The 14,117-nt window shown below is 67.5% G+C and carries 9 protein-coding genes; 4 read left to right on the forward strand and 5 right to left on the reverse strand.

Annotated features, from left to right (window positions below):
- Positions 1-93 precede the first annotated feature (93 nt).
- Entirely contained in the window at positions 94-1,737 is a 1,644-nt protein-coding gene (locus C8J47_RS02860; RefSeq protein ID WP_121884357.1) for a helicase HerA-like domain-containing protein, read from the forward strand.
- Positions 1,738-1,910: 173 nt separating this feature from the next.
- The gene (locus tag C8J47_RS02865) at positions 1,911-3,155 is read left to right on the forward strand and encodes a M20 family metallopeptidase (RefSeq protein WP_121884358.1); all 1,245 of its coding nucleotides are present in this window, start codon (positions 1,911-1,913) and stop codon (positions 3,153-3,155) included.
- A gap of 144 nt (positions 3,156-3,299) precedes the next feature.
- Here C8J47_RS02865 and C8J47_RS02870 read toward each other — a convergent pair whose 3' ends face one another.
- Positions 3,300-4,412 (reverse strand): serine hydrolase, encoded by a 1,113-nt coding sequence (locus tag C8J47_RS02870; RefSeq protein ID WP_183128998.1) that lies wholly within the window; start codon positions 4,410-4,412, stop codon positions 3,300-3,302.
- A 118-nt stretch (positions 4,413-4,530) separates the two neighbouring features.
- A complete protein-coding gene (nadB, locus tag C8J47_RS02875) occupies positions 4,531-6,108 on the reverse strand; it encodes an L-aspartate oxidase (protein ID WP_121884359.1) in 1,578 nt (525 codons plus the stop codon).
- Positions 6,109-6,407: 299 nt separating this feature from the next.
- Between nadB and C8J47_RS02880 the strand changes: the two genes are divergently transcribed.
- Both C8J47_RS02880 and C8J47_RS02885 read left to right on the forward strand, forming a co-directional pair.
- On the forward strand, positions 6,408-7,676 hold the full coding sequence (locus C8J47_RS02880; protein ID WP_259467324.1) for an ROK family transcriptional regulator: 1,269 nt from the start codon (positions 6,408-6,410) through the stop codon (positions 7,674-7,676).
- 206 nt (positions 7,677-7,882) lie between these two features.
- Positions 7,883-8,779 (forward strand): ROK family protein, encoded by an 897-nt coding sequence (locus C8J47_RS02885; protein WP_121884360.1) that lies wholly within the window; start codon positions 7,883-7,885, stop codon positions 8,777-8,779.
- 12 nt (positions 8,780-8,791) lie between these two features.
- Here the strand turns inward: C8J47_RS02885 and C8J47_RS02890 are convergent, their stop codons facing one another.
- From C8J47_RS02890 to C8J47_RS02900, 3 genes are all read right to left on the reverse strand, one after another.
- Complete coding sequence (locus C8J47_RS02890) at positions 8,792-10,261, reverse strand: carboxylesterase/lipase family protein (protein ID WP_121884361.1); 1,470 nt, start codon at positions 10,259-10,261, stop codon at positions 8,792-8,794.
- Positions 10,261-11,028: a GDSL-type esterase/lipase family protein gene (locus C8J47_RS02895; protein WP_121884362.1), complete on the reverse strand. Its 768-nt coding sequence runs from the start codon at positions 11,026-11,028 to the stop codon at positions 10,261-10,263. The genes C8J47_RS02890 and C8J47_RS02895 overlap by 1 nt, the downstream gene beginning before the upstream one ends.
- Before the next feature lie 109 nt (positions 11,029-11,137).
- Positions 11,138-14,083, reverse strand: a complete 2,946-nt coding sequence (locus C8J47_RS02900; protein WP_121884363.1) for a glycosyl hydrolase 2 galactose-binding domain-containing protein — start codon at positions 14,081-14,083, stop codon at positions 11,138-11,140.
- Positions 14,084-14,117 lie beyond the last annotated feature (34 nt).

Raw genomic sequence — 14,117 nt, forward strand, 5'->3', positions numbered from 1 at the left:
GATCCAAAAGGACCGTGGCTCCTCCGAGCGGCGGTCCTTTTTCTTTGCGGCGCGCGGGGTTAGGGTCGGCGCCGGATACAGAGGACGAGACCCATGACCGACGGCATCTTCATCGGCGCCAGCGTGGACGGCAAGCCGCAGGCGCTCGAATTGAAGCGCGCCAACCGGCACGGCCTCATCGCGGGCGCGACCGGCACCGGCAAGACCGTGACGTTGCAGGGCATCATCGAGGGCTTCTCGGCGAACGGCGTGCCGTGCTTCGTCGCCGACGTGAAGGGTGATCTGTCCGGCCTCGCGATGGCGGGGTCGCCGACCGAGAAGACGCACGCGACCTTCACCGAACGCGCGAAGGCGATCGGCGACGATAGCTGGGCCTATGCCGACAACCCGGTGCAGTTCTGGGATCTCTTCGGCGAGCAGGGCCATCCGATCCGCACCACGATCAGCGAGATGGGGCCGCTGCTGCTGTCGCGGCTGATGGACCTGAACGAGGTGCAGGAGGGCGTGCTGACGATCGCCTTCCACGTCGCCGACAAGGAGGGGCTGCTGCTGATCGACCTCGACGATCTGCAGGCGATGCTGACCGAATGCGCGGGGCGCGCTGACGAGTTGACGACGACCTATGGCAACGTGTCGAAGCAGTCGATCGGCGCGATCCAGCGCTCGCTGCTCCAGTTGCGGACGCAGGGTGCCGAGAATTTCTTCGGTGAGCCTGCGCTGGAGATGAACGACTTCATCGGCGTCGACGACAAGGGGCGGGGGATCGTCAACATCCTCGCCGCCGACAAGCTGATGGCCTCGCCGAAGCTGTATGCGACGTTCCTGTTGTGGCTGATGAGCGAACTGTTCGAGCATCTCCCCGAGGTCGGCGATCCCGACAAGCCTGTGCTGTGCTTCTTCTTCGACGAGGCGCATCTGCTGTTCGACGAGACGCCGAAGGCGCTGTTGGAGAAGATCGAACAGGTCGTCCGCCTGATCCGCTCGAAGGGGGTGGGTGTGTACTTCATCACGCAGAACCCGATCGACGTTCCCGACACGGTGGCAGGACAGCTCGGCAACCGCGTCCAGCATGCGTTGCGTGCGTTCACCCCGCGCGATCAGGCGGCGGTGCGCTCGGCGGCGGAGACGTTCCGGGCGAACCCCGGCGTCGACGTCGCGACGATCATCACCGAGCTTAAGGTCGGCGAGGCGCTGGTGTCGCTGCTCCAGGCGGACGGCGCACCGACCCCGGTCGAACGCACGCTGATCAAGCCGCCCGCCTCGCGCGTAGGCCCGATCACGCCGGCCGAGCGGAAGGTGATGATCGAGACCGATGCGATCGGTGCGAAGTACGACACGCTGGTCGATCGCGAGTCGGCGGAGGAATTGCTGGCGGCGAAGACGCAGGAGGCGAGCGCTGCGGCGGCCGAGGCCAAGGCGACGACCGAGGCGGAGAAGGCTGCGGCGGCGCAGGCGAAGCTCGATGCCAAGGCCGCGAAAGAAGCGGAACGCGCTCGCATTGCGGATCAGCGCGAGGCTGATCGGCAGCAGCGCGGGGCCGACCGCGAGGCGGCGAACTCGCCTTGGACCAAGATGGCGTCTTCGGCGACTAGGGCCGCGAGCTCGTCGATCGGCCGGCAGGTGGCGAACGAGATCGGCAAGCAGGTCTTCGGGACGAAATCGCGGCGGTCGTCGTCGGGCGGTGGTCTGGTCGGCACGGTACTGCGCGGGGTTTTAGGCGGGCTCTTCCGGGGGTAGACTGCCTGCATGACCAGGGGCCGAGCCGCCCCCCAAACAAACACACCACCCCGGCGGAGGCCGGGGCCCAATTGGGGAACGGAGGTAACGTCGAACGGCGCTCCGTTACATCGACCTTTCCAATTGGGCCCCGGCCTTCGCCGGGGTGGAAGCCAGTTTTCAAGGAATCAGACATGTCCCTCGATTTCGAATCCACTACCGACTGGGCCCCGACCGACTGGACCGCCATCGGCGAGGACGGCCTCGACGAAGCCATCACGCTTCGCCGTGCGATCCACGCGGACCCCGAAGTCGGCCTCCATTGCCCGCGCACCTCGGACAAGGTGAAGGCCGCGCTCGCTGGGCTCCCGCTCGAAATCCGAGAGGGCACCTCAACCACCGGCTTCGTCGCGATCCTGCGTGGCGGGCGCGCTGGCAATGCTGGTGGCAACGGGCGCACGGTACTCCTCCGCGGCGACATGGATGCGCTACCGATGCAGGAGGAAACGGGCCTGCCGTTCGCCTCCAAGATCGACGGCGCGATGCACGCTTGCGGCCATGATTCGCACACTGCGATGCTGGTCGGCGCGGCCAAGGCGCTGTGTGCACGCCGCGAAGACCTGCCTGGTACGGTCGTGTTTATGTTCCAGCCCGGCGAGGAAGGCCATCATGGCGCCCGTCACATGATCGCCGACGGGCTGCTCGATGTGCCGCTGCCGGAGGCGGGCTTCGCGCTGCACATCTCGCCCAACATGCCGATGGGCCACGTCGTCAGCCGCGCGGGCACGCTGATGGCCTCGACCGACACGCTGCGCGCGACGATCACCGGCCGTGGCGGGCACGCCGCGATGCCGCACGACTGCCTCGATCCGCTGCCGATCGCCTGCGAGATCGTTACGGCCCTGCAGACTTATGTCGCGCGTCAGGTCGCGGTCACCGACCCCGCGGTGCTGTCGATCACCAAGCTCAACGCCGGCAGCGCGCACAACGTCATCCCGTCGACCGTCGAGATGCTCGGCACGATGCGGACGCTGTCAGAGCGCACACGCGAACAGGTCCGCGCGGCGTTCATCCGCATGGTCGAGGGTATCGCCGCTGCGCACGGCGCGATCGGTACGCCGACGATCGAGGAAGGCTATCCGGTTACCGTCAACGACGAGCGCGCGACCGAGCTGATGAAGGCTTGCGCGACGGCGATCGGCGGCGAGGGCGCGTATCAGGTGATGCCGCCGATGATGGGCGCGGAAGACTTCTCGTACGTCCTCCAGAAACTGCCCGGCGCGATGGCCTTCATCGGCGCCGCACCCGAGGGCAGCGATCCGCGCACCAACCCGCCGCTACACAATACGAAGATGACGATCGACGAGCGCGTGATGGCGCACGGGATCGCGATGCACTGCGCGGTGGCCGAGCGCTTCCTGGCGAACGGCTTCGACTGAGGGCTCGCCGCAGCCCCCCATTCCGCGGCCTCCCCTCGCCCCGTCATCCTGACGAAAGTCAGGATCCAGGGTTGCGATCGATGCCGTATCTGGTTCTGGATCCTGACTTTCGTCAGGATGACGGGGGTTTGCGGGACGGGAGATTCAGTGCAGCGGGCGGGTGGTTCCGGCGTAGTGGGCGACTGCCGCTGCGGCCTGTTGGATCAGGCGCTGGCGCTCCGGCATCGGCCGGATGGTATCCCCGATCATCACCGCGATCGCATAGCGGCGCCCGTCCGGCGCGGTCAGCAGGCCGACGTCGTTGAAGCCGGCGTTGCGACGGCCGAGGTCCTGGCCGGTGCCGGTCTTGTGCGCGATCTCCCAGCCGCCGGGGAGCGCCGCGCGCAGACGGGCGCGACCTGTGACCGAACGCCCCATCGTATCGAGCAGGATCTTGGTCGATGTCTCGGACAGGATATCCCCCTTCGTCAGCCGCGCGATCGCGTCGGCGATCGCGATCGGTGCGGCGCCATCGGGCGGATTGCGGACATACGCGTTCAGCGCCGCTTCGCGCGTGGCGGGCGACAGCCGATTGCGCGCGGTCAGGAAGCCGCCATTGACCGCATAGGACGGCTGCCAGGTCAGGCCCGCCGTACCACTCTGAAGCAGCCGTTCGCCCGGCCCGAAGCGGATCGCGCCAAGCTGTTTCCGCGCGATCATCGATCGCACAGCGGAAGGCCCGCCGACCCGCGTCAGCAGCCGGTCGTTCGCCGTATTGTCGCTATGCGTGAGCGCGCGGGTGAGAAGGTCGCCGACAGTGGTGCGATAGCCGTCGCCCTTGACGAGCATCGCGATCGGCTGGTGGAACAGCGTAAGGTCCTGGGGGCGGACGACGATCGGTTCGTCGAGCCGCAGCTTGCCCTGGTCGCGCAGGTCCATCACAGTCATCGCGACCCAGAGTTTGCTGACCGATTGCTGCGGCAGGAGCTGGCGCCCGCCGGCTTCGACCGTCCATCCATCGTCGACCGCGCGGATCGCAATCCCCGCCTTGCCCTGGAAACCGCTGTGCAGTTCGGAGATCGCGTTGACGAGGCTGAGCGGGGCGGGGCGCAGGGCGCGGGGCAGCGGTGGCGGGACCGGGATCGAGACGAACCCTTCGGACTGGTGCATCGGTCCGACCGCGGGAGGGCTTGGCCGCGAGGCCGATCCGCAACCGGCGAGCGCCGCGCCAAACAGCGAGGTTACCAGAAGACGCTTGAACGCACTCGCCGATGTCATGATGGATTGAACGCCCTGCACTGAAGCGTCGATCCTTATCCGTTGATCGGCCACGCGAAACTGCGGCGGCACGTCGCTGCGACGAAGCGCGCCGACGATGCGCCGAGCCGCCGTCATCCTATGGAACGAGAACCGTATCAACTGCCTCCGGCAGGGTCTCGGGGTAATCAAGCGTGAAATGGAGCCCACGGCTCTCGTGCCGGTGCAGCGCGGATCGGACGATCAATTCGGCGGTCTGGAGCAGGTTGCGCAGCTCGATCAGGTCGGGCGTAACGCGGAAATGCTGGTAATATTCCGCGACCTCGTCGTTGAGCAGTTCGATGCGGTGCTTGGCGCGTTCGAGCCGCTTGGTGGTGCGGACAATGCCGACGTAATTCCACATGAAGCGGCGGATCTCGGTCCAAGTCTGCTTGATCACGACCTCTTCGTCGGAATCGGTGACGCGGCTTTCGTCCCAGGGGCGGATCGGCGGGGGCGGGGGCAGCGAGTCCCACGCGGCTGCGATGCTGTCCGCCGCCGCCTCGCCGAACACGAAGCATTCGAGCAGCGAATTGGACGCGAGCCGGTTGGCGCCGTGAAGGCCGGACTCGGTGCATTCACCCGCCGCATAGAGGCCGGGGAGGTCGGTCTTGCCGTGTTCGTCGATGACGATGCCGCCGCAAGTATAATGCTGGGCGGGGACGACCGGAATCGGATCGGTCGTCATGTCGATGCCGAGGCTCAGCAGCTTCTCGTAAATGTTCGGGAAGTGATGGCGGATGAACTCGGCCGACATGTGGCTGATGTCGAGATGGACGTAATCGAGCCCGTAGCGCTTGATCTCGGCATCGATCGCGCGCGCGACGATATCGCGGGGGGCGAGCTCCATCCGCGCGGGGTCGTAATAGGTCATGAAGCGCTTGCCGGTCGATGGGTTGATCAACCGTCCGCCTTCACCGCGGACCGCCTCGGTGATCAGGAAATTCTTGACCTCCAGATTGTAGAGGCAGGTCGGGTGGAACTGCATCATCTCCATGTTGGAGACGCGCGCGCCCGCGCGCCATGCCATCGCAATGCCGTCGCCGGTCGCGCCGCGGGGCGCGGTCGAGAACAGGTAGGTGCGACCCGCGCCGCCGGTCGCGAGGATCGTCGCGCGCGCGGTGTAGAGGGCGACGCGCTCGGTCTTGCGGTCGACCGCGTAGACGCCCCACACGTTGCCGGACCCCGAATAGCGTTCCTCGTGACGGCCGGTGGCGAGGTCGATCGCGATCTGGTCGGGCACCAGCGTAATGTTCGGGTGTGCCTCGGCGGCTTTCTGCAACGCTTCCTGCACCGCCCAGCCGGTCGCGTCGGCGACGTGGACGATGCGGCGATGCGAGTGGCCGCCTTCGCGAGTCAGGTGCAGCGCGTTGCCCTCGGTCTCGAAGGGGACACCGAGGTGGGTGAGGCGCTCGATCGCGGCGGGGGCACCTTCGACGACCATCTCGACAATCGCGCGGTCGTTGAGGCCGGCGCCGGCGACCATCGTGTCCTCGACATGGTTTTCGAACGTGTCACCGGGTTCGAGCACCGCGGCGATCCCGCCCTGCGCCCAGGCGGTCGAGCCTTCGTTGAGCGCGCCCTTCGCGAGCACGGTGACCTTGAAGCGCTCCGCCAGGTTGAGCGCCGCGGTGAGCCCGGCGGCGCCCGAGCCGACGATCAGGACGTCGCTATTCATGGTGGGAGAGCCTCGACGTAGGTGGTGATAGGCGCGCGCTGCGGCACGGCGCGGAAAAACGATCCTGCATTCGCCCGATGTGGCACAAAATACCGGGTGCAGGACAGCAGATAGGACGGGTCGTGCGATAAAACTGTGACGCCTCAACCGATTGAGTCGACCGCAGCGAAACGCCAGTCACGATCGGCGGCGAAACCGACGATAGCCGGCTTTGACCCGCTGCGATTTGGGCGTCAGGCTGCGATCGGTATGGTCCGGGGATCGATTCTCCGCGCAACCGACCGGAACGGGCGAAGCATGTGACGAAGAACAAGGAACTGGGCTCGGGCGCGCTGGGAAAGTCGGCGGCGGTCGATCGCGGCGCGCGGCTTGGCGATCGCGGTGCGCGGCTCGGCATCAGTCTTTCGGGAACCAACCTCGAACGCGCGGGCGACTACAACCAGCGGACCGTGCTGCAGGCGATCCGCGTGAGCGGCGAGGCGAGCCGGACCGATCTCGCGACGATCACCGGGCTGACCGCGCCGACGATCGCGAACATCACGCGGCGGCTGCTCGAGGAGGGGCTGATCAGCGACGCGGGGCGGCGGCAGGGCGCGCGCGGTCAGCCCGCGGCGCAGCTCGTGATCAATCCGGCGGGCGGCTTTTCGGTCGGGATCAATATCGACCGCGACCATATCACGATCGTGTCGCTCGACCTCGCGGGCACCGTCCTGACGCGCGCGACGCGTGAAATCGCGTTCGCGATGCCCGACACGGTCTCGGCCTGGCTACGCGACGAGATCGCCGCGATCCGATCCTCCGACCTGATCGACGAGGCACGCCTGCTGGGAGTTGGCGTCGCGATGCCAGACGACCTCGGGCGGGTGCCGTTCCCGCATCGTCCTGCCGCGTATGAGGGGTGGGACGACGTCGACGTCGTCGCGCTGGTCGGGGCGATCGTGCCGTGGCCGGTCTATGTCGACAACGATGCCGCCGCGGCGGCGATCGGTGAAGCGCAGTTCGGATCGGGGATGGTGCTGCCGAGCTTCTTTTATGTCTTGGTCAGCGCGGGGCTGGGCGGCGGGCTGGTGATCGACGGGAATTATTTTCGCGGCGCGGGTGCGCGTAGTGGCGAGATCGGTTTCATGCCCGACATGACCTCGCGCGGCGACGGCCGAACGGTGCAGGAAACCGTTTCGCTGTCCGCGCTCTACGATCGGCTGGAGGCGGGGGGCTGCGACGTTGCCGGGGTCGGCGCGCTGACCGGCGTCGATCCGGCGGTGTCGGCGATCGTCGCCGACTGGGTCGAGGATGCGGCACAATCGCTGATCGCGCCGCTGATCGCGGTGAGCTGCCTGGTCGATCCCGGTGCGGTTTTGATCGGGGGACGGTTGCCCGGGCCGCTGGTCGACGCGCTGGTCGAGCGGCTCAATGCGATGCTGGCAAAGCTGACGTTACCGTCGGCGGCGCGGGTGATGCGCGCGGCGATGTCGGACGATGCGCCCGCGGTCGGCGCGGCGATCCTGCCGTTCCTCCACCATATCCTTCCGTCGGACGCCATCTTGATGCAGGCGGGTCGCTCCGGCTGACCGATTAACGCAATTTAACTTTTTAATTCGATGGTGCTTGGCTAGATTGGTTTCACACGTGCCGCTGCGACTGGGCGACGGTGGGAGCGATTGGCGTCGGCGGTTCTGATCGCAGCGAAGCCCCTGTGCCTCTTTTACCGAGAGACGCTGCACTCCCCCCCTCCGGTTTCGACGTCGCCGACGGCGTTCGAAGGGAGAGGCGATCGATGGTTCAGATTGGTATTGATTTCGGAGGGACGAAGATCGAGGCCGCAGCGCTCGACGAGGGCGGCCAGTTCCTCAGCCGTCTTCGCGTGCCCAACCCGGGCGATTACGATCGCGCGGTGCGCGATGTCCGCGACCTCGTTCTCGCGGTCGAGGCGGAAGCGGGCGCGTTAGGCACGATCGGGATCGGCACGCCCGGATCGATTTCTCCCCGCACCGGCCTGATGCGCAACGCCAATTCGCTCTATCTCAACGGCCGCACGTTCCGCGAAGACCTGGAGACTGCGATGGCGCGGCCGGTGCGGATGGCGAACGATGCCAATTGTCTCGCGCTATCGGAGGCGGTCGATGGCGCCGCAGCGGGTGCGCGATCGGCGTTCGCGATCATCGTCGGGACCGGCTGCGGCGGCGGACTGGTGATCGACGGGCGGATCGTCGAGGGCGCGAACGGGATTGCCGGCGAATGGGGCCATGTCCCGCTGCCGTGGCCGACGGGCGTCGAGGTGCCGGGGCCGGCGTGCTGGTGCGGCCTGCATGGCTGTCTGGAAAGCTGGGTGTCGGGGACGGGGTTCCGTCGCGATCACGAGAGCGTCACGGGGCAGGCGCTCGACGGCGCGGCGATCATGGCTGCGGCGCGCGCCGGCAACGCGGACGCGACCGCGACGCTCGATCGCTACATCGACCGCCTGGGTCGCGCGCTCGCGCTGATCGCGAACCTGATCGATCCTGATTGCTTCGTGCTCGGCGGCGGCATGTCGAACGTCGTGGAGATCTACGACCGGCTTCCCGCGGTGGTGCGCAGCCATACGTTCTCGGATGGCTGGGACGCGAAGATCGTCCAGGCGGTGTGGGGCGACAGCAGCGGGGTCCGCGGCGCCGCGCGGCTCTGGCCAACCTGACGCCGTTAGACGTCAGGGCGCGGCGCGCAGTCCGCAGACGGCGCCGCGCAGATCGTTGCCGGGCTGCGGACCGCCGTTGACGAAACCGAGATAGGTCTTGGTTGCCAGATCGTAGCGTTTCCACGTCGGCAGTCCGGCTGCGTTCGGGGTGCCAGTGCGCGCGAAGGCGAGCCAATAGGCCTGCATCGGCGGCGCGCCCGGTTCGAGTTCGTCGCTGCCCGCCATCACGTAGCGGATCTCGCTGCCGTGCGTCACCGGCTTCGCGTCGGGGGCGGTATAGTCGAATTGGTACTGCCAGACGGGCTGGCCAGCGCGGGCTCGCGCGGCGGCGACGGTTGTCACCGGGCAGCGGAAATTGATGTCGTTCGACAGGATCAGGTCGAGATCGCCCATCCGCGGGTCGGCGACGGGGATCGTGCCCACGCCGTATTCCTTGTGCGCAGCGGCGGCATTGTTCCCGAACGCGTCGGCGATCGCTTCGCTTGCGCGTGCCACGCCGCCGTGGAGCGTCAGTTCGCGCGCGTTGTTGCCGACGATCAGCGGGGCGGGGTTGCCGCCTTTCGCCAGGGTCTCGGCCGGAGTTTCGGTGAGGACGCGGCCGTCGACGATCGCCTGGAGCCAGATGAAGCTCTTGTCAGCGAGACCGGGAACGTCGACCGCCTCGGTCGCGGCGATCAGGCGCGCGACGGGGAGCGTGCGGAGCGCAGCGGCGGTCTGCGCGATGCCGGCCTTTGCCGCGATCATCGTGCCAATGCGCTCGTTCTCGGCGAGGCTGCGCGGGGGCGTGCCGAAGCCGGGCGTACCGCTTTCCTCGATCGCCTTGGCGAACAGCCCGCGCGAGCCGGGGCTGAGCAAATGCAGGCCGACGTCCATTGCGCCCGCGCTCTCGCCGAACAGCGTGACGTTGGCGGGATCGCCACCGAACGCGGCGATGTTGGCGCGGACCCAGCGGAGCGCCGCCTGCTGGTCCATCAGCCCGTAATTGCCCGAGGCGCCGCCGCCTTCGCGGGTGAGCGCAGGGTGCGACATAAAGCCGAGCGCGCCGAGCCGGTACTGGATGCTGACGAGCACGACGCCCTTGCGGACCATGCCCGACTGGATCGTGCCCGCGCCGCCGCCCGCATAGTTCGAGCCGCCGTGGATCCAGACCATCACCGGCAGCGGCCTGGCGGGTTTGGAATCGCGTGTCACGACCTCGAGATAGAGGCAGTCTTCGCTAGCGAAACTGGCCACCTTTGTGTTCCAGCCGCGATCGACCTGCGGGCAGGAAGGCGCGGATGCGGTGGCGTCGCGGGTGGTCTGCCACGTGCGGACCGGCTGCGGTGGTTTCCAGCGGAGCGGGCCCGTCGGTGGCGCCGCGTAGGGGATGCCGCGGTAGAGCTGGCGACCATCCGCAGTCACCTCGCCGCGCACCGGACCGTGATCGGTGGAGACGATGGCGGTCGAGAGGGCGGTCGATAGGGCTAGCGCGGCGAGCAGCATCAGCGTGCGATCACCGCGCGGGTCGGGGCGGGGTGCGACAGCGCCGCCTTGAACGCGCGTTCGGCGACCGGCGCCATCACCGCATACCCGGCCACCGTCGGGTGGACGTGATCCGACGAGAGCCCCTCGCGCATCCCCAGCGTGCCAGGCGCTACCAGCGCGGACCAGTAATCTGCATAGGTCGAGCCGGTCGCCGCCGCGTAGGATTTGAGCCACGCGTTCATCGCGACGATCTTGCTGCCGGTATCGAGGCCCGGCCGCCACGGATAGCGATCCGCGGGCGGGATCGAGGCGAGGATCACGCGGATGCCGTTGGCCTGTGCGAGTTCGGTCATCGCGCGGATGTTGGCCTTGCTCTCGTCGGGCGTCATCGGGCCGGTATTGAACGCGATGTCGTTGGTCCCGGCCATGATCTGGACGACGGCGGGCTTGAGCGCGATGACGTCGGCGGGGAAGCGGACCAGCATCTGCGGCGTGGTCTGGCCGCCGATCCCGCGGCCGATCCGGCCGGGCTTGAAGAACGTCGGGACGTGATCGAACCAGCCCTGCGTGATCGAGTCGCCGATCAGGACAATGCGGGGTTGTCCGACGACGGGGGCCGGGAGCGCTGCGTTCGCGTCGCGGTAGCGGCCGATCCACGCCCAGTCGGTGTGCAGCCGGTCCTCGGCTTCCTTCGCTGATTTCTGCTCGGGCGTCGGGTCGGCGGCGAAGACGGGGAACGCCACCGCGACGGCGAGCGCGGCGAGCAACAGGTGGGTCGGCTTCATCGGGTCATCCTATCGGATCGGCGGTTATCGGATCGGCATCGGTCGATCCTGCGCCGCCGCTGCTGCTTGGGCTGCAAGCAAGGCGAGGGCGGCGAGGATTTTCATCGGTTCAGCGGACCTTGACGGCTGTCGGCGTTACGTTCCAGCCGCGCAGCGCGACCGTCGTCCTGCCCTTGGTCGCGGAGGCGGGGTAGCGGATCTCGATCCGACGCTTGGCACCGGGCAGCAGCGAGACGTAATTGTCGGTGAAATAGGCGGGAAGGACCTGCGTGCCGTCGCTGTTCATCACTGTGAGCTTGGTCGCCAGCGCGGCGACGCTGCCCGGGTTCGCCAGGTCGAGCGTGGTCGCGATCTCGTCGCCATCGCGGCGGCTGGACGCCGTCGAGGTCAGCCGAACCTTCGCCATCTGGGTCATGCCGCGATAGGCGGCGTCATCGGCACCCTGCCAATAGACATTCTCCGAGACGATCTTGCCCGCGGCGTCGGTGACGTCGAGCGACACCAGCACCATGCCCTGTGCCAGCAACGGCGCGAGATCAAGCGTGAAGGCGTCGGCGACCAGTCCGGCGCCTGCGCTGACCGTCGCGCGCTGTTCGGCGAGCACGCGGTTGTCGAGCGACGTCACCTTGGCATGGACGACCGCACCCGCCAGCGCCGGGCCGTTGTTGACCAGCACGATCTTGTGATCGGGCAGGTTCATCTGGACGTGGACCGGCTCCGACGCCTTCTTCGTGCCGTAGAACGCGGCATGCGTGTCATAGTCGGACGAGAAGATCTGCCATGCCGAGGACGGCCAGGCGGGCTGCGTCATCCACAGCATCCTCGCGGAGTTGGTGGTCCAGAGCCCGGCGTTGAACCCTTCGAAGATCGCGCGATAGGAGTCGTACTCCATCATCTGCGCCTTGCGTTCGAAGTCGGGCAGGCTGGTCCCGGCGCCATAGCGGGTCGCGAGCGCATCCATGTACGTCTTGACCGCGCCGTTCCCGGTCTGGTGCCAGTCGTGATACGCCCAGGTATCGCCGATCGGCCAGAGATCGGCCTTAGGCAGCGCACGCGTCCATGCCTCCAGCGTCGGGAAACTGGGCGTGCCGAGCTCGACCGAGAAGCCCTTGGCGTGTTCGGTGAAATAGGTCGATTCCGGGCGCCAGTTGTACGGCCCGCTGTTCTGCAGGTTCACGCGGTTCGACGAGCCCATGTAGAGGCGCGTGCCGTCGTCGCGGTTGATGATCCCCTGCAGTGCTTCGTTGAGGATCGGCTGCGGCACGCCTTCGTTGCGGCCGAACCAGACGACGATCGAGGGGTGGTTGCGGAACCGCTTCACAACGTCCTCGGCGTTGGCGGCGAACAGCGGCACGTTCTGCGCCTCGATGTTGTAGTCCTGAGTCGATTCCCAGAAGTCGTTGAGGATCATCAGCCCGTGTTCGTCGGCGAGATCGTAGAAATTCTCCTCGGTATTCTGGCCGACCCAGTTGCGGATGATGTTGAGGTTGGCATCCTGATGCAGCCGGAAGAACGGGAGCAGGCGCTCGCGCTCGGTCCGCTTCATGAAGTCGTCCATGCCGATATTGCCGCCGCGCGCGGCGATCCGCACGCCGTTGACCTTGATCAGCAGATACGGCGCGAGCCCGGCGTCGCCGGCGATCGGCGTCACCGCGGGAGAGCTTTCGGCGCCGGGGACCAGCGACGCAGCCCAGCCATTGTCGGTCTGGCGAATACCCTGGTGCGTGCCGTCGACGATCTGCGTACCGAGCGAACGCGCCTTGGACAGGTCGATGCCGACGCGGCGCAGCGTATCGGTCTTGTCCATCAGCGAGATCTCGTACGTCACCTGTCGCATGCCGAAGCGAAGCGTCTTTGTGTCGGAGACGGCGTTGTTGGCGGCAGTCGTCAGCGTCAGGTCGTGCAGAGCGGGCGCGCCGTAGCCGTTCGGCCACCAGAGCTTCGGGTTGCGGACCGCGAGCGCGGGGAATTCGGCGGGTGCCATCGTCACGTCGGCGCTGGCATTGGGCGCGAGCGGCACCGACTTGCTGACCGTGACGGCGTCGAACTTCGCGGTGACCGTGGCGGTGGTCGGCTGGTCGGTCAGGTTGCGGACGGGGACGGTGATCTCGACGTTCGCGACGCTGTTGTCGGCGTTCGGCAAGGTCGTCACCACGTGTGCATCGCCCAGCGCGGTATCACCGGTCGCGATCAAGTCGACGCCCTGCCAGAGCCCGGTGTTGCGGTCGCGGATCGACGGGATCCAGTCCCAGCCCTCGCTCGCGACGAAGGTCGGGCCGTCGAGCATCTGCATGCCGCCATTCTCGCCGACGCCCGCGGTCATCGACTCCTCGTGCGCGACGCCGGGATGCGGTGGCGGCGACACCTTGACCGCGATGACGTTGCGGCCCGCGGCGAGCTTGCCGGTGACGTCGAACCGGCCGCGGATGAACGCGCCCTTCATCGTGCCGAGACGCGCGCCGTTCAGCCAGATCTCGGCAGCGTAGTTGACGCCCTTGAAGCTCAGTTCGAGATGCTTGCCGGTCGTTTCGGCGGGGACATCGATCTCGGTGCGATACCAGTAATCCTGTCGCGCCAAGCTCTCGGGGATCGTCAGGTTGTTCAGTCCGAACGCGGGATCGGCATAGACGCCGCGATCGACCAGCGTCGTCAGGACGGTGCCGGGGACGGTTGCGACGTACCAGGATGTCGCGTCATAGCCCGCGCGAGACAGGGCGGCGCCATCGGCCTGCACCTTGGGGGCTTCGGCGAGCCGCCAACCGGCGACGGTCCACAGACCGGGTGCGCGCCTGGCGAGTGCCGGACCGCGCGGGACGGGCTTGGCGACGGGCTTGGGCAACGGCGCGCGCGTGCGCGGGATGGTTGCGGGATTCTGGGGGGTGACCTGTCCGGCCATCTGGCGCACCTGGACCGGCCATTCGGACTTCACCGTGCCGCGATCGGCATAGCCCGCGGGCAGCGCCGCGTTTCCCTCCGGCGTCTGCGCCGATGCGGTCGACGCGAGCATCAGCGCGAACAGGGAAACGCCAAACACGGTGGCAGAACGGTCGGTCATCAGTCATCCCCCATATCGGCAGCCGGATCTGTGG

It is taken from the genome of Sphingomonas sp. PP-F2F-G114-C0414 (assembly GCF_003688595.1).
Taxonomy (GTDB): domain Bacteria; phylum Pseudomonadota; class Alphaproteobacteria; order Sphingomonadales; family Sphingomonadaceae; genus Sphingomonas.

What these genes read in the sequence shown, in the direction of transcription:
- C8J47_RS02900 (WP_121884363.1), bottom strand. Translation starts at nt 14,083, where the DNA reads ATGACCGACCGTTCTGCCACCGTGTTTGGCGTTTCCCTGTTCGCGCTG.
- C8J47_RS02870 (WP_183128998.1), bottom strand. Translation starts at nt 4,412, where the DNA reads ATGACATCGGCGAGTGCGTTCAAGCGTCTTCTGGTAACCTCGCTGTTT.
- C8J47_RS02860 (WP_121884357.1), top strand. Translation starts at nt 94, where the DNA reads ATGACCGACGGCATCTTCATCGGCGCCAGCGTGGACGGCAAGCCGCAG.
- C8J47_RS02895 (WP_121884362.1), bottom strand. Translation starts at nt 11,028, where the DNA reads ATGAAGCCGACCCACCTGTTGCTCGCCGCGCTCGCCGTCGCGGTGGCG.
- nadB (WP_121884359.1), bottom strand. Translation starts at nt 6,108, where the DNA reads ATGAATAGCGACGTCCTGATCGTCGGCTCGGGCGCCGCCGGGCTCACC.
- C8J47_RS02885 (WP_121884360.1), top strand. Translation starts at nt 7,883, where the DNA reads ATGGTTCAGATTGGTATTGATTTCGGAGGGACGAAGATCGAGGCCGCA.
- C8J47_RS02890 (WP_121884361.1), bottom strand. Translation starts at nt 10,261, where the DNA reads ATGCTGCTCGCCGCGCTAGCCCTATCGACCGCCCTCTCGACCGCCATC.
- C8J47_RS02865 (WP_121884358.1), top strand. Translation starts at nt 1,911, where the DNA reads ATGTCCCTCGATTTCGAATCCACTACCGACTGGGCCCCGACCGACTGG.